This is a genomic window from Ruegeria sp. BE9, assembly GCF_056538765.1.
In genome coordinates this window covers 25,940-41,931 of sequence record NZ_JBQFTS010000005.1, presented here as the reverse complement: position 1 = coordinate 41,931, position 15,992 = coordinate 25,940, and the positions used below count along the sequence as shown (strand labels likewise).

Below are 15,992 nucleotides of genomic sequence, written 5' to 3'. Positions count from 1 at the left end.
TGACAATTTTTACCTCATGTTTATTTGTCATTCGTGACAATAAACGAGAGAGACATGCCAAGACCTTCACTCAAAGACCAAAGATCCGATGAGATTCTTGACGCGTACCTGACTTGCGTCGCGCGCTTCGGGCTTGAGGGAGCGACACAAGCTCGGATTGCAGAAGAAGCCGGAGTCAAACGTCCCCTGCTGCGCCATTACCTTGGAAATAAGGATGAAATGATCACAGCGCTGGCCGGGTATGTCGTTGATTGTTTTACGCTTTCATTGGACGCCCTGCGCCAAAACTTGCCCGAAAACGCGGCGCCTGTTGAACTTGTGGACGCTTTGTTCGCAGACGACAGCGGAACTGATCCGCGACTGATGCTGGCATACCAGGCACTGGTGACAGCGGTTCCAGACCGGCCTTATCTTCGACAAAGTCTGATGGACAGCCTGACCGATTTCTTCGACGTGATCGAGGTTATCCTTCGCCGCGCCGCTCCCTCCGCTTCTGCTGCAGATATCCGCGCAGTAACCCAAGGAATTTCAGCAATCTTTGTAAGTATGGATGCGCTGTTGCCCTTGGACCCGCCCGCTATTTGGCGCGAGGAGCTGAGGCAGGCAGCCTTGTTACTGGCCTCAGTGCTGGAGACAAAACAATGAGCCCGTCTAGAACCGCAAACTACATCGCTCTGCCCGTCTTGTTAGCTGCAACTTCGCTCAGCCTTTATTGGGTCTGGGGGCTGCTATTCATCTGGTGGATCGTACCAACCATTATGAACGGGCAGGCGTTTCTGATGTTCGAGATCAACCGCGAAGAAGATCCGTTTCTTTACTGGACTATCGTGGCGCTTTGGGCCGGGCTCGGCTTGATGATGATCTCCGCCAGTTTTTTCCCTCAATACGCCCACTTACTTTCCTGAGGTGTCGTGATGACCAGAATGTACCACCACCTGCCGGTTGAGGCTTACACATCGCAAGATTGGTTTGACCGGGAACAAAGCCTTATCTTTTCCCGCACTTGGCGCTTTGCAGGTCTTGTCGAAGATATTCCCGAGCCCGGACACTACCTCTCCGTGCAGGCAGGGTTGAACAACATATTCATTGTTATGGGGCGTGACCATCGACTGCGTGCCTTTCACAATATTTGCCGCCACCGCGGAACCCAACTGATCAGGGCGGTAGGCAAAACCCAAAAGGCACTGACCTGCCCGTATCACGACTGGACATATGACCTAGAGGGCAATCTGATCTCAGTCCCAGACGAGGCCTCAGAATACCCGGGCGGCGTCGACAAATCCTGCCTTGGCCTAAAACCAGCCAGTGTGGACGTTTGGCGTGGAATGATGTTCGTTCATCCAGACCCAGATGCGCCCTCGTTGGCAGAATGGTTCGGAGAAGTTGACGCGTTTCTCGGCCCACATAAACCAGAAGAGCTGGTAGAGTATCCCGATGCGAGAAACACATACGAAATAAAGTCTAACTGGAAAATTGTCGTCGAAAACTACATCGACGTCTACCACCTGAGCCATCTGCATTCGAACACACTGTACATGTACGACCACGCGAAGGCTGAATACGGGTGGAAAGGGCCGCATTACCATTTTTGGGAGCCCCCATCGACGGAATATGCGCAAAACCTCGAAGCTAACCTGCCAACACCGCGCGTTATACCTGAGCCGCAAGTGGGGGCCTGGGTACCGATGCTTTTCCCCGGCATCGGCATCGGCGCTGGAGAAGACAGCTGGAACCTATTCATCATTACCCCGCTGGCACCCGATCTTACGCGGGTTGAGAACCGAACAAAGCTAGCCAATGCCTCGGATTGGGCCTTTCAGAGACAGCAATGGAAAAGCTGGGGGTTCTGGAAAGAATTCGGCGGCGCCAAGTACCTGGGTGGTGACGCCAGCGGAGAGAACGATCCAATGGCATCCGGGGACTTCACGGCAGAAGATATCTACGCCTGCGAACAACAGCAAAAGTCCCTGAAAAGCCCCATGTTCGAAGTAGGCCCCGCGTCAATTGGTGAGAGCCCGGTTACGCAGCATCAAAAGACGGTGCTGTCATTCATGCAGGACAAATGAGAAACCCGGAGGAGAGACCATGAGACCACTGTCTGCTACTTTGATCGGCGTCGCAGTTGCATCGGTTATGGTGCTAACCGCCAGCGCGGATACCCCCCAGGAAATTGCGGCCCGGGTCGTGCAGGCTCAGGACGAAAATAGCCTCATTGCAACTTGGGACGATTGGCATCCCGAAGCCGTACATCGGATCACAATCAAATACGGTATGGGACAAAACGACGACGTTTTCTCCTACAAGGTTGCAGATGCCTCCGCGGCCGGAGGGGACGAAATCGAAAAGGCTATGGAAGGATACGTGGAAAGCGGGCGCTCTGCTCCTGATATCGCAACTAAGGTAACGGACGGCATGTCCCACGTCACAGCCGTGACGCGTGTGGACTATGATTGGCAGAGTTACAAAGGCAGGATGGTTCAGACAGATGAGTTTGTCTTTGCGCCTTTCGCCGGCGGCTCAGTGATCCGCTCGCTGACAACCACTTACGACTACCGATAACGAGACATACCATGCTAAGCGACTTTCAAAGGTTGACGGTTTCGGACATCCGCAAGGAAATTGACGGGGCAGCAACCAGTGTGACGTTCGACTTGCCTACGGAACAGGCCGAAATCTTCCAATGGCAGGCGGGCCAGCACCTGACGATCAGGTTTTTCATTGATGGTGTGGAACACAGACGCAGCTACACGATCTCCAACCCCCCTGGTTCATCCTTGCGCATCACGGTCAAGCGTGTGAAGAACGGCGTCGTCTCCAATCACATCGGCGACACCCTCTCTGCAGGAGATGAGGTTGAGGTGATGCCCCCATTTGGGAACTTCACCGTGCAACCCGGATCATTGGAACGTCGTACCCACTACTTTTTCGGCGCGGGCAGCGGCATCACCCCGCTGTATTCGATGATCAGCACCGTTCTGGAAAAAGAACCGCATTCATCCGTTCACTTGGTCTACGCGAATTCTAATGCGAAAAGCATTATTTTTAGGGATGAGCTTGAGGAAATGCAGGCACAGTTTCCCGAGCGGATGACCGTCAGACACATCCTTTCGCAACCGTCCTTATTCAGTTGGTTCACGCCGTGGCGTACGGGTCGCTTGGATGCGGCTGCCATCCAAGCCGCGATTGCCGAAACGCCTCCGGTGGCGCAGGATACTCAGTTCTGGATCTGCGGCCCAGGCAGTATGAACTCTGATATCCGCACGGTGCTGCATAATCTGGATGTACCCGACGCGCGGATCCACTCGGAGAGTTTTGGCGGTGCCAATGAAAGCGATATGTCTGTCACAGGGATTGCCGCTACAGTTCAGATCGAATTGAACGGAAAAACATCCCGAGTTTCGGTAGCTGCTGGTCAGACGCTTTTAGAGGCCGCACAAGTTGCTAACCTAGACCCTCCATACAGTTGTCAGTCCGGCGTTTGTGGCGCCTGCACAGCCCGCCTGACCAAAGGGTCCGTGCACATGCGAAACCGGATGGCCCTGGACGACAACGACATCTCAAATGGCCTAATCCTGTGCTGCCAAAGCGTAGCGACAGACAAAGAGCTTTTCGTGCGGTTTGATACTTGATTGGTGAACAACGAAATCACAACACCGGCCACCAACAGTTAAATGCTTGCTCAACTTAGAGGGTGGCATCAAGCAAACTTCTTCATTAATGCGACGACACGCTCAGACACCCTGTTGTATGGCGGCGCCAACAATCCAGCTCCGTTTAGCTTGGATTGGGTAAAGACAGACTTTAAATGACTGAACGTTTCAAACCCACGGTCACCGTGATAGGCGCCCATGCCGGACGGCCCGACTCCGCCGAACGGAAGTGTGTCGCAGGCCACGTGAAGCAGAACTTCGTTCACCCCCATACCGCCTGAGATCGAGTGCTTAGCCCAGAAGTCGTGGTCTTCTTTGGATTCAGAAAACACGTACAAGGCCAAAGGGCGATCTCGGCCTTGCACAAAGGCGACCGCGTCGTCGACATTCTCATAAGCTAGGATTGGTAGCACAGGGCCGAATATTTCTTCCTGCATTATGCCTAGATTGGCATCAGGCGAAATGACGATTGTCGGGGATAGCGCGCGCTTTCCCTCTGGCACAAAAGTTTTCTGCAAACGCATCACTTTTGCGCCTGCTTGCTCCGCTTCATAGACCAATTTACTCAACCTGCTCAGATGGTTGTCTGAGATGATTCCACCATAATCCGCACTGGCCACGCCGTCAGGATATAGGACCGAAAACTCTTGCATCACCATATCAGCAAATGTGTCCAATTCAGCGGCTGGAACTAATGCATAATCCGGTGCAACACAGATCTGCCCCGCGTTAACCGTTTTTCCCCATGCAATGCGTTTTGCCGCGCGTTTCAAATCGGCGTTAGGCGTCACAATCGCCGGGGATTTCCCTCCCAGCTCCAATGTAACCGGCGTCAGGTTCATGGCCGCCGCAGCCGCCACCTTGCGTCCCACTTGGGTCGAACCGGTGAACAACAGATGGTCAAAGGGCAAAGCGCTGAATTCGGTTCCCACTTCAGGCCCACCTGTTTGAACACTGATTTCAGAGGGGTCAAAGCTGTCAGCAACCATCTGGCGCAACACTACTGACGTGTGGTGCGAAAGCTCTGACGGCTTCAACATGACGCGATTTCCAGCCGCAATCGCTGCGGCCATAGGTGCGATCGATAGAAAGACCGGAAAGTTCCAAGGAGAAATGATGCCAACCACGCCCAATGGCTGAGGTACGATTTTGCCTCGGGCAGGTTGCAGATGTAGGGGTACCAAAACCTTGCGCGGGCGCATCCATCTTTTGAGGTTCTTACGCGCGAAGCGGATCGAACCGAGCGCTGGGATAAGGTCAACAGCTTTGCACTCCAGCGCGCTACGGTTTGAGAAGTCAGATTTCAGAGCATCAATCAATCGATCAAAGTTCGCCTCTAGCGCAAGCTCGAGACGAGTGAGCCTGTCTTTGCACACATTCAAATCGGGATAGATATCTTTGGAAAACGCGCTGCGCTGCAAATCCAACGCTTGCCTCAAAGCCGAGTTATCCAAAGGGTTTACCGTCGACACATCCAAAGCCGCATTTTTCATCGAACTCTCCTGCTTGCCCTTCCACTATTTGTTCGAAGGCCAAGCAAAATCTCAACTTCAACGTTACGTTGTTTCGCGTCAGTTGAGCCTTTTGAAAACGTTGAGCACTTCCTGGGAAGTACGCGAAGAGAAAGTGGCGCCAAATTGATCTCACCTCCCGAGAAGATTTTGGGCAATACCCTTTGCCATCATCGACGGAATTTCAGGCGCTACAATTGCGTGGACCTCGTTCCGATTGATAGCAACCCAAGTAGTGACAACTGTTGTTTTAGAGTGGATTGGCATCCCACCAAATAAGACTTGATCTTAACAGGTCAGTTCTCGTTAAATGAGATTCTGTCTCAAAATTTGGCGGCACAGCATCGAAATGCACCTTGAACGCCTGATAAACCTGCTTGAAATCACGGCCGTGGTCGGACGCCCGGTGACGGCTGGTGAGGTGCAGGCCGCTAGCGGTATCCCTAAACCAACGTGTTACAGGCTGTTTCAAACGCTGCTGGAACAAGGTTTGATCGAAGAGCCCAACAACGACGGACGATATGTTATTGGGGACCGACTGATCCGGATCGCCCTACTGGGAAAATCGGACATCGATGTGCGCCGCGTCTCGGCTCCTCTGCTTAGATCAGCGGCCAACACGTTTAACGAAACGGTTTTCCTGGCCCGTTTCCGGGACAGCAAGATCGAGATCATTCACGTGGAAACGCCCGAAGACCCGGGCCGCGCTTTCATTCATCCCGGTATCGGTGAACGCCCTATGCATGCGTGTTCGTGCTCAAAAGCTATCGCCGCTTTCGCCGAGCCTGGCTTTCAGGAAACGATCCTGAATGGTACGCTCAAAGCGTTCACAGATCACACCAAAGCCACTCGAGATGACCTGGTGGCAGAGTTCGACCTGATCCAAAAGCAAGGATATGCCGACTGCGATCAGGAAATTGACATCGGAATTTCCAGCGTGGCGGCCCCCGTCGCCGTCGGAAAAATCGGCGTTACATTCAGTGTCGGAGCTGTCGGCCCAGTCCGGCGGTTCGGGTATGACTACAGACAGGAGATAGGAATTCAGTTGAAGGAACTGGCGACCAAAATCAGTGGCGCCATACAACTCTGCAACGTTAGCGAGGTTTAACGAAGTCACCAAAGCAACGCTTGCAGGCGTGCCCCAAGGAGGTGGGGTAAACACAACAGGGAGGACTAAAATGAATTTACGACCAGACCCGACGTTTCACGCGTCGCCGAAACTGGCCATGGAAGCGCCGGTCGAGAATTTTGCCTTCACCATCATGCTTGGGAAAGATGCCGATCATCACGACGGGCTAGCCGTGATCGATCTGCGATCCGGTTCCGACACCTACGGTGAAATCGTTCACACTGTGATGACCCCGACGACTGGTGATGAGTTTCACCATTTTGGGTGGAACGCTTGTTCGTCGTCCCTGTCCCCCTTATCGGGCCACGCGTTTTTAGAGCGACGCTATCTGATTGTTCCGGGTATCCGATCAAGTCGCATCTACATCTTTGACGTCAAAGAGCCGCTTGAAGCCAAGATACACAAGATCATTGAGCCCGAAGAAGTGTTCGCCAAAACCGGATACTCACGCCCTCACACAATCCATTGCGGTCCCGAAGGAATCTATGTCTCTACCCTTGGCGGTGCAGGGCCGGACGGCACGGATGGACCTCCGGGTATCTTCATCATGGACTGCGAGAGCTTTGAGATCATTGGCCGGTATGAAATGGATCGCGGCAAACAGGACAAACACTACGACTTTTGGTGGAACCTACCGCAGGATTACATGGTCAGTTCAGAATGGGGCCTGCCTCCACAGTTTGAAAACGGTGTTGTCCCCGAAGATTTGCTTAGCAACAAATATGGCCATTCCATCCACTTCTGGGATCTGCGCGCCCGCAAGAACATCCAGACGATGGACTTTGGCGAGAACTACCAGATGGCTTTGGAAATCCGTCCCGCACATGATCCTACCAAGTCATACGGTTTCTGCGGTGTGGTGGTCGATACCACTAATCTCCAAGGAGCGATCTTTACGTGGTGGCGAGATGACGACGGCAAATGGCAATCGAAAAAAGTCATCACCATCGATCCCCGGCCAGAAGACCCTGAGAACCTGCCCGAGTTGCTGAAAGGGTTCAGCGCGGTTCCACCTCTGGTCACCGATATCGACCTTAGCCTCGACGACAAATACCTTTATGTCGCCTGTTGGGGTTTGGGTGAAATGCACCAATATGACGTGTCTGACCCGCTCAACCCGGTCCTGAACGGCAAGGTTGAACTAGGCGGTATTGCGCGTGAGACTAAGCATCCGAACGGCAAAGAGTTTGTCTACGGACCACAGATGGTTGAAATCAGCCGCGACGGAAAACGTGTCTACTGGACCAACTCGCTATATTCCACTTGGGATAATCAGTTCTACCCCCACCACGAAGGGGGACAAATGGTCATGGCCAACGTGGGTGAGGACGGAAGCTTTGCGCTAGATCCGGACTTCTACATTGACTTCCCCGAAGGCACACGCGCCCACCAGATACGTCTGGAGGGGGGCGATTGTTCGACTGACAGTTTCTGCTATCCCTCAGTGTAGGTTCTAAATGGAAGAACTGTCCTTGGCGGCCCTGTGGTGGGCCGTCATTTTTTCAGGCTTATATCACGGTATTAACCCTGGCATGGGTTGGCCTTTGGCCGTTTCAGCCGCGTTGATGGAACGTAAGCCGGCGGCAATGGTCAAAGCCCTGGCAATGCTCGCGCTTGGGCACTTTTTGGCGATGATTGGCATTCTACTGCCGTTTTCACTGATGATAGTGCTGGTCGAACGCGAAACGGAAATCAGGCTTGGCGCTGGCTTAGTCGTGATCGGTATGGGCGTTTATCTCCTGATTAACCGCAAACATCCCAAGATACTTGCCCGCGTGCACCCCGCGCGATTGGTTCTTTGGTCGTTTTTAGCTGCTTTGGCCCATGGTGCCGGGCTGATGCTGGTCCCGATTTACTTGGGGATTTGCGGCCTTCTTGAACCAGGCACCGTCGCATCAACTGGTCACGCCGCTGCGCAAACGTTGATGACCAACAACATCTTCACAGCATTTAGTGTCGCCATTGTGCACACGCTGGCAATGACAACGGCGGGTTCGATCCTCGCCATCATTGTCTATCACTGGTTGGGTTTGAAGTTCATTTCGAAAAGCTGGTTCAACCTCGACGTTGCTTGGGCAATCAGTCTGATCATTGTTGGCGCATTCGGAGTTTGGTCGGCCTATATAGGGCATTGAAAAATTGGTCTGTTAAAGGCCTACAAATAATAACCTCTGATCAGGAATTTTTTGAACCTACCGATGCCGCCTGCGTTCGAAGCATGCCCCAATTCAAGCGATCATAAGTTTTCGACGAGCCTGCAACCTGATACAAGAGATTGAACAATAACGCTTTCAGTTGAAATCATGCCTTCTTCTCAGACATCCACCGTAGTTCCGCGTAAAACGGCTCGGCAATTGCGGTCGAAAATAAAGGTCGAGAAAATTCTGGAAACCACCCTGACCCTTCTGACCGAAGGTCCGGCGGATCGGGTTACAACCAACGCAATCGCATCACGTGCGCAGATCAGCATCGGCAGCCTCTATCAGTTTTTCCCCAACAAAGAGGCCATCTTTTATGAACTGTTTAAGCGTTGGCTTGATCAGACACTGAACGCTCTGGATGAAGCAGGACAAGCCTTTCAGAACGGCCAATCCAAAGAAGAGTGCATCGATGCAATACTCGAGGCCTTGGCAGGGCACCCCGAGATAAACTCCCGCGGACACTGGCAACTGCGTCGGGCCATGGGAAGCTCACGCGAGTTGGCAGAGCTAGAGGCACAACACCTGCAACAGATTCTGCAACGCATTGTTGCACTGCATGAGAAAATCAGCGGCGAGACACCCCCTGAGTTTGGGCGAGAACTGGCATTGCTGCAGAACCAGGTCACCATTGCTTGCTTGCAAGTGCTGGCAATGACCGACGACTCGCCAAATCGTCAGAGAATTCAGGGATGGTGCAAAAAGGTTCTGATGCTGGCCTTCGATTTCCCTCAGCTAGACGAGTTTAGCACGTAATATTGTTTTTTATCAATTATTTAACCGTTAATATGAGCTTATACTCATTTTTCTTGTAAACCTGAGTAAATCTGTCTAGTTTCGCCACGTTTTTCACGTGCAAGCAAGGCGTGCGCTCCGGGATGTCCAGGTTCAACAAGATTTACGCAAACTCAGGTGCAGTCCCGTCGCACAGGCTTGATACGCGGATCTGGACTACTCTTGTGGGCCTATACGTGGCTCAGGCCATTCCGATCTATCTGGTCGCCGCTGCTTTGCCGCCCATTCTGAGATCTCGCGGTGTCGATCTTTCCCTGATCGGAGGCTTGGGGATTCTGATGCTGCCCTGGGTGATTAAACCGCTTTGGGCACCATTTATTGACCGCCTGTCGCAGCATCGAAACGTCGGACGCAAGGGTGTAATCGTTTGTACACAGGCAATCGTCCTGTTTACGATTATATGCTTATCGCAGTTGGACCCAGTAGCCGATATTGGACTGTTTTTCCCGCTGTTGCTCACGACCGCCTTCGCTTCGGCGACACAGGACATAGCGACCGACGGCTATGCGGTTGAACACTTGCCGCCTCAGTACCAAGCGGGTGGAAACGCCATCCAGAGCGGAGCAGTCGCCGCAGGTGTTTTGATCGGCGGATCAGGAACCCTTTTCTTGTATGACTTGATCGGCTGGCAAGCTGCGGTTCTGACAACCGGTGCGTTGTCTTTTGCGGCTGTGTCAATCTTTTTGGCCGTGCCGGAAACATTGGGCAAACGCGTAGTAGAAGAAGACAGTCAGAAGCCCAGCTTGCGCCACTTTTTCACGCGCCCAGGTGCTGTGGCAATTTTCGCGTTTGCGCTGATATTCCGGGTACCCGAAGGATTGATCAAGGCATTGGAGCAGTCCTTTCTGGTTGATGCCGGGTTTTCGTTGTCCCTGATTGGGGTGATTTCAGGCGGTTCAGCTGCCGCGGTCGGGATATTGGGCGCGTATCTTGCCATGATGGTGATCGGACGCCTTGGATTAGCGCGGTTCTTTGTGACCCTGGTCGTAGGGCGCACGGCTATCTTCGCCCTCTACGGAATTGCCGCGGTCCAAGGTTTGCCGTATGAGGTGTTGATCGGCCTTTCCATGCTGAACACCTTCATCCGTTACATGGAAATAGTCGGGTTGTTCACCGCTTTCATGCGCGTATCGTCGCTATCCCAGGCAGGGACGGATTTCACGATCCTCTCAAGCGCCAACCTGCTGGTCTATATGATCGGGTCCATGGCTGCGGGTGTTGCCGCTCAGGCATTTGGCTACGCCGCTGTTTTCTGGCTCGCTTGTGGGCTGTCGCTCATCACGGGGGCGATTGCCCTCATCCTTCTTGCAAAATCAAAGATCGGGCAGGCCGCACCCACCCAAGATCAAACCGCCCAGGTGCCCCTACTCAACTAAACCAAATACCTAAAAAAGGACGACCCCGATGGGACAGAAACGTGTGCTGCTGGCCAGCACCGCCCTTATCGCATTGCTTGGTGCCAACCTCGCCGCGGCGCAAGACACTGCAAGCGAAGAAGACGTTTTTACGCTAGAGCCAATCATCGTGACCGCTTATCGCAGCAACGCGGATACCTCGACCATTCCCGGCACAGTTCAGGTGATAACCTCTGCCGATATGGAGCAGCGCATCCTGCAAGGTGAAGCGCTGGAGAGGATCCTATCGGATTTTGTGCCCGGCCTGAGTGTTTCGAACGGCACCGTGTCAGGTGCCAGTCAAACCTTGCGCGGGCGCAACATCCAGATTCTCGTCAATGGTGTCGCCCGCACAAGTGAGTTGCGCGGTTTCGACAGGGAACTGGCGCTGATCGACGTAAACTCGGTTGAACGGGTCGAGATCGTGAAAGGCTCGAACGCGCAATACGGCAACGGCGCAACCGGAGGTACGATTAACATCGTCACCAAGCGGGCGGCGGATACCACGCAATCAAACGTTTTCACACGCCTGTCAGCCCAAGGCGAAAGCGTATCGGATTCGCTGGGTTACGAGATTTTCGCTTCGCATGACCGCCGGGTCGAAAACTTTGGCCTACGTTTGGAGTTGAGCGCCGAGAGCATTGGCGATCGTTATGACGGCGATGGACGTCAGCTGCCCTCTGACCCGCTGGTTGGTCAAGGCGGTGGTGACAACAGCAAAATTTACTCGCTAGGCTTGGCGGCCGACTACGAAGAAGGCTCACACCGGTTCGATCTACGTTTTGACGCCAATCGGTTCAAACAGGACCCCGATTTCTTCACCAACTACCTGACCGACCCAGTCAGTGTTGATCCCACTCAGCCCTATACTGGTCAGCCAGTCGAGGATGAAACGCAAGCTCTCACTCTACGCTATGTGAACTCGGATCTGACGATCGGCGAGTTGGAAGTTCAGGGTTATTACACCAACAACGAACGTACCGCGGCCTTTGTGCCCGCAGGCGTCGCGAACCCCCTTTACTATCCGATTAGCCTTACTGATCCACGTCAAAACCCCGAAGCGCAGACGCGACTAGACACCACAACATACGGAATCCGCACGACCGTACGCAGTGATCTGAGCCAGATCGCAGCCGGGGCTAAACTGACCTGGGGGATCGACATCGGTAAGGATGACGTCAGCCAGGCATTGTTGGATGGTACAGACGTCATCGCACCAATGGATCAACGCAGCATGGCTGCCTTCGCTCAGTTCGATGTTCCGATTGGTGAGAAATTCGATCTGTCAGGTGGTGTCCGTTACGAACGCTTCGACCTGACTGTAAACGATTTCGTTCGTCCTGACGCTATTCAGCTTACACCAGTTGGCGCTTTGCCGTTGCCCGCGGTGAATGTGACAGGCGGGAGCTTTGACTATGATGCAACGGTATTCAATTTCGGCGGCGTTTATCACCTGACAGCCAGCACCGAGATATTCGCTGGCTTTTCTCAAGGGTTTTCGCTGCCGGATGTGGGCGCGTTCACACGCCGAGCGATGCCGGCCAACCCATTCCTTCCCGGTCAAAGCGTCTCATATGCTTCGATCGGGCCTGACGCGCAGATCGTCGATACCTACGAAGTCGGAGCCCGACACAGAAACGGTGCGTTCAGCATCGAAGCATCTGGCTTTTTTGCAACGTCCGATGAGGGCACGGTTTTCGACTCTGCCACCAACACAATCACTCAGCAGAAAGAAGAAACCTGGGGCGGTGAGATCATTGCAGACTATCAGGTGAACCCGGATTTCAATGTGGGTCTATCTGCTTCATTCACTGAGGGCCGGTTCGACAGCGATAATGACGACAAAGTCGATAGCTGGCTGCCCAACAACCGCATCGCAGCCCCGGTCAAGGTGACGCTGTACACGGACTACGTGTTCAAAAACGGTCTGCGCGTTGCTGGCGAAGTGGTCTACACCAGCAAGCGTGACAACAAGGGCTATGCGGTGGTCGAAGACACCACCACGGTCAATGCGCGCATGGCCAAACAGATCGGTCTGGGCGAGTTTAGCTTTGCCATCGACAACCTTTTCAACACCAATCAACTGAACCCGACGGCAAGCTCAGTTCGAACCAATCCGCTAACCGGAGAAGACATCCCGGTCGCCGCCGAAGGGCGCCGCTTTTGGGCGGGATACTCAGTGACCTTCTGATTAAACGCCGAGCGAAATCGGACCGTTGTGTTGCGCGATGGTCCGGCATCTGTCTGGCAGATGACTGAGAGCCGGGTGTCCTTTGCGGGACTTAGGCGGGCCACTGCTGATCGTGGTTCAACTGAGTCCGCTGGATCGCCTCAACGTTGTCTCAGTTGAACGCAATTGTGTTGGTTAGAGCGCAAGTCTTTCAGAGCTAAGTCCAACCAGAATCATCAGAAACTCTACTACCGATATGATTAATTGAGTCTTTTCGCTGATTTTGGAGCGCTTCTAATAAGTGTTAGTATCAACCTACGAAACTCCTTTCCAAGCGAACAAACCTGAAACCCGGGAGGTCAGTTATGAAGGGTGACAAGAAGGTAATCGAATATCTGAACAAAGCACTTCGACATGAACTTACAGCAGTCAGCCAATACTGGTTGCACTACCGCCTTCAGGACGATTGGGGTCTTGGGAGCATGGCCAAAAAAAGCCGTGAAGAATCCATCGAAGAAATGGAACACGCCGACAAACTGATCGAACGGATCATCTTTCTGGAAGGCCATCCCAACTTGCAGAAACTGGATCCGCTCAGAATCGGGGAAAACCCGCGCGAAACTCTTGAATGCGACTTGGCTGCCGAGCACAGCGCTAGGGCTCTCTACAAAGAAGCACGAGATGTGTGCAAAGCCGCCGGTGACTACGTTTCCATGAGCCTGTTTGAAAACCTCATGTCCGACGAAGAAGGACATATTGATTTTCTTGAAACTCAGTTGGACCTCTATGATCGCGTCGGGCCCGAACTGTTTGCTCAATTAAATGCGACCAAGATGGAAGACGCTGACTAGACGACCCTTAATCGGGTTGGTGAGAGGCGAATTAACAGGGTTATCGTATCTACCTTTGTTTAATTTCTATGGCAGAAGGGCCGAGTTCTATAGATTCAACTTTCAGGGCCTATCGCAGGTCTATTGTGCGAAGCCAGTTGGGCTAAAAAGACAAACCCGACTGAACTTCGCTTGCATGGAATTGGATACTTACGAGAAGGCACCAGCAGACTTACCTAGTTTGCAAGGATACTTCTTATTGAGTCAGCAACCTTAGACCCGCGACAACTGCCAAGCCAATCACCATAGAGATCGGCAAGTTACGGGTTTTTGCAGCAACCAAGTACACCGCTGCCCCCGCCACCCATTCGATCGTTCCACCCTTGAGCATCATCAACGCCACTAAAGCGACGATCAAACAACCGGGGAGCGCCTCCATACCTCGGGCCCAGCCCCCCGATTGTGGTAGGCGCAGCGCCAACAAAAAACCGCCCATACGAATGGCATAGCTGGCCAATCCCAGACCCAAGACGGTCAACCAGATTTCAGTCGTCATGGATCAACCCCGCCGCTACAGCGCCAAAAATCGCGCCTAAGATAAGGGCCCACCCAGCCTGCGAAGGGAACAAAGCCGCCAGGATCACGACCGTCCCAGCCGCCACGCCCCACGGCATAAGATCACGACGCCCGCGCCACAGCCCGGGCAGCAATGCGATGAAAACTGCAACGATGGCAAAGTCCAAACCGAAGCGTTCCGGCGAGGGAATACCCTGAGAGAGCAACGCGCCAATGCCAGTGGCCAAGATCCAGACCGTCAACAAGAAAGCACCGCCTCCAAAGAGGTACCAATAGCTCGCAAGCGCACCCCTTGCTTTTGCGGTTTGCATCAAAGCAACGGAGGCATCTGTGGCCAGATGAACCCCGATCGCGATCTGCCACCAAGGGCGATGAATCAAGGCCTCCCGCATGCTGGCGGTGATCAGCAGAATACGCATGTTGAGCGCTGCACCAGCCAAAATCGCCGCCACAGCCCCCGCCCCTGCAGTCAACTGATCAAGCGCGATCAACTGCGCGGATCCGCCAAACACCAGAGCGCTCATTCCAAGTGATTGCGCAAGCGAAAATCCGGTTTTAGTCGCCAATAGGCCAAAAGCCACTCCGTAAGTCGCGGCCGCAAGCGCCATAGGCAACATATCCCGTGCTCCTAGCGCGAGTTCAGAAATTCTGGGCACATATGCAACGTTCATGATTGACCTTTTATGGCGAACATCGTTCATTGTGGCGAACATATGAACGTTCGTTAAAAAATACAATCGTTCTTTATAGGGCCGAAATGACTCCAAACGACCTGATCGCCAGTGCAATTCAGCGGGAACGCAACCGTAAAGGTCTTAGCTTATCCGCGCTTGCCTCCAAAGCTGGGTTAGCAAAATCGACATTATCCCAACTTGAATCCGGCAAGGGAAACCCAAGCATTGAAACCCTATGGGCCATTGCAGCCGCATTGGAGGTTACGTTTTCAACACTGTTCGAAATCAGCCAACCAGAGGTTAGTCTGATACGTGCTGGCGATGGCGACAGGCTGGGTTCAGACCACGCATCCTATCAGACAACTTTATTAGCGAATTGTCCTCCAGGCACGAGGCGGGACATCTACCGCGTGGATCTCGAACCCGGCAGCGCACGCCGGTCAACCCCGCACCCCGTTGGCACCATCGAACACACTGTTCTTTGCGCTGGTCTGGCCCGTGTCGGACCTTTGGGTTCAGAAGAAGTGCTAAAAGCCGGGGACTATTACCGCTACCCGGCTGACAGGCCCCATGTTTACGAAGCGCTCGAATCCGGCACTCAAATGATCGTGGTGATGGAAACGCGAGACTAGTTGGGCTGAAAGGCCTTTGTTACCGAAAATTGCTGGATAAACAGGTGTTGGCCTTGTTCCCGATCACCGGTTGCCAACACCTAAAGTAGCCCTCTACCGAAGAAATTTTCCCTATAAGAAAGGATCAAGTTTAGCTTTGGCTTTGTCGTTGATTATCGGAATGTAGTTCAACCTACCGCCCGAGGCCCTGGGGATCGCTTTCTCCAGCACATCCAAATTGCGAACTGCCAGAATGACGGCTTCGCCGGTTTCCCCTCCAAAGGCTGCAATCTCCTCATCCGTAAAGCTCAGCATCTGCACAAACTCTTTCGCAAAGAACATCTTGATCTCAACAGACTGCGAAAGCAGACGAATTTCATCTTCTAGTCTTTGGGCCGTCTGAGCCGGCATAGTGACAATTGCCATGATTTATCCCCGGTAATTGAGCTTTTGG

17 protein-coding genes are annotated in these 15,992 nt (G+C 53.3%); 13 read left to right on the top strand and 4 right to left on the bottom strand.

Annotated features, from left to right (window positions below; translation table 11 throughout):
* Positions 1–54 precede the first annotated feature (54 nt).
* Genes ACR0EO_RS14460 through ACR0EO_RS14440 form a run of 5 tightly spaced genes read left to right on the top strand, consistent with a single transcriptional unit; the run spans position 55 to position 3,629 of the window.
* Complete coding sequence (locus ACR0EO_RS14460; RefSeq protein ID WP_480691101.1) at positions 55–645, top strand: TetR/AcrR family transcriptional regulator; 591 nt, start codon at positions 55–57, stop codon at positions 643–645.
* Positions 642–905, top strand: a complete 264-nt coding sequence (locus ACR0EO_RS14455) for a hypothetical protein (protein ID WP_480691099.1) — start codon at positions 642–644, stop codon at positions 903–905. The genes ACR0EO_RS14460 and ACR0EO_RS14455 overlap by 4 nt, the downstream gene beginning before the upstream one ends.
* Positions 906–914: 9 nt before the next feature.
* Positions 915–2,066, top strand: a complete 1,152-nt coding sequence (locus ACR0EO_RS14450) for an aromatic ring-hydroxylating oxygenase subunit alpha (RefSeq protein WP_480691097.1) — start codon at positions 915–917, stop codon at positions 2,064–2,066.
* A gap of 19 nt (positions 2,067–2,085) precedes the next feature.
* The gene (locus ACR0EO_RS14445) at positions 2,086–2,559 is read left to right on the top strand and encodes a hypothetical protein (RefSeq protein ID WP_480691095.1); all 474 of its coding nucleotides are present in this window, start codon (positions 2,086–2,088) and stop codon (positions 2,557–2,559) included.
* 11 nt (positions 2,560–2,570) lie between these two features.
* Positions 2,571–3,629 (top strand): 2Fe-2S iron-sulfur cluster-binding protein, encoded by a 1,059-nt coding sequence (locus ACR0EO_RS14440; RefSeq protein ID WP_480691093.1) that lies wholly within the window; start codon positions 2,571–2,573, stop codon positions 3,627–3,629.
* A gap of 68 nt (positions 3,630–3,697) precedes the next feature.
* Here ACR0EO_RS14440 and ACR0EO_RS14435 read toward each other — a convergent pair whose 3' ends face one another.
* Positions 3,698–5,143 carry a coniferyl aldehyde dehydrogenase gene (locus tag ACR0EO_RS14435; RefSeq protein WP_480691091.1) on the bottom strand — a complete coding sequence of 482 codons (1,446 nt, stop codon included), beginning with the start codon at positions 5,141–5,143 and terminating at the stop codon, positions 3,698–3,700.
* Between the two features lie 367 nt (positions 5,144–5,510).
* Between ACR0EO_RS14435 and ACR0EO_RS14430 the strand changes: the two genes are divergently transcribed.
* From ACR0EO_RS14430 to bfr, 7 genes are all read left to right on the top strand, one after another.
* Positions 5,511–6,269 (top strand): IclR family transcriptional regulator, encoded by a 759-nt coding sequence (locus ACR0EO_RS14430; RefSeq protein WP_480691089.1) that lies wholly within the window; start codon positions 5,511–5,513, stop codon positions 6,267–6,269.
* Between the two features lie 70 nt (positions 6,270–6,339).
* Positions 6,340–7,740 (top strand): selenium-binding protein SBP56-related protein, encoded by a 1,401-nt coding sequence (locus tag ACR0EO_RS14425; RefSeq protein WP_480691087.1) that lies wholly within the window; start codon positions 6,340–6,342, stop codon positions 7,738–7,740.
* A 7-nt stretch (positions 7,741–7,747) separates the two neighbouring features.
* Positions 7,748–8,425, top strand: coding sequence for a hypothetical protein (locus tag ACR0EO_RS14420; protein ID WP_480691085.1), 678 nt, complete (start codon positions 7,748–7,750; stop codon positions 8,423–8,425).
* A 168-nt stretch (positions 8,426–8,593) separates the two neighbouring features.
* Positions 8,594–9,244 carry a TetR/AcrR family transcriptional regulator gene (locus tag ACR0EO_RS14415; RefSeq protein ID WP_480691083.1) on the top strand — a complete coding sequence of 217 codons (651 nt, stop codon included), beginning with the start codon at positions 8,594–8,596 and terminating at the stop codon, positions 9,242–9,244.
* 122 nt (positions 9,245–9,366) lie between these two features.
* On the top strand, positions 9,367–10,659 hold the full coding sequence (locus ACR0EO_RS14410) for an MFS transporter (RefSeq protein ID WP_480691081.1): 1,293 nt from the start codon (positions 9,367–9,369) through the stop codon (positions 10,657–10,659).
* A 28-nt stretch (positions 10,660–10,687) separates the two neighbouring features.
* Positions 10,688–12,868: a TonB-dependent receptor gene (locus ACR0EO_RS14405; protein WP_480691079.1), complete on the top strand. Its 2,181-nt coding sequence runs from the start codon at positions 10,688–10,690 to the stop codon at positions 12,866–12,868.
* Between the two features lie 344 nt (positions 12,869–13,212).
* Complete coding sequence (gene bfr, locus ACR0EO_RS14400; protein ID WP_480691077.1) at positions 13,213–13,698, top strand: bacterioferritin; 486 nt, start codon at positions 13,213–13,215, stop codon at positions 13,696–13,698.
* 235 nt (positions 13,699–13,933) lie between these two features.
* On the opposite strand, the gene ACR0EO_RS14395 is transcribed toward bfr, so the two are convergent.
* Complete coding sequence (locus tag ACR0EO_RS14395; RefSeq protein WP_480691075.1) at positions 13,934–14,233, bottom strand: AzlD family protein; 300 nt, start codon at positions 14,231–14,233, stop codon at positions 13,934–13,936.
* Complete coding sequence (locus tag ACR0EO_RS14390; RefSeq protein ID WP_480691073.1) at positions 14,223–14,924, bottom strand: AzlC family ABC transporter permease; 702 nt, start codon at positions 14,922–14,924, stop codon at positions 14,223–14,225. Before ACR0EO_RS14390 ends, ACR0EO_RS14395 begins: the two co-directional genes overlap by 11 nt.
* A gap of 86 nt (positions 14,925–15,010) precedes the next feature.
* Here ACR0EO_RS14390 and ACR0EO_RS14385 point away from each other — a divergent pair, with 86 nt between their 5' ends.
* Positions 15,011–15,559: a helix-turn-helix domain-containing protein gene (locus ACR0EO_RS14385; protein WP_480691071.1), complete on the top strand. Its 549-nt coding sequence runs from the start codon at positions 15,011–15,013 to the stop codon at positions 15,557–15,559.
* Positions 15,560–15,670: 111 nt separating this feature from the next.
* On the opposite strand, the gene ACR0EO_RS14380 is transcribed toward ACR0EO_RS14385, so the two are convergent.
* Positions 15,671–15,964, bottom strand: coding sequence for a hypothetical protein (locus ACR0EO_RS14380; RefSeq protein WP_480691069.1), 294 nt, complete (start codon positions 15,962–15,964; stop codon positions 15,671–15,673).
* Between the last annotated feature and the right edge of the window lie 28 nt (positions 15,965–15,992).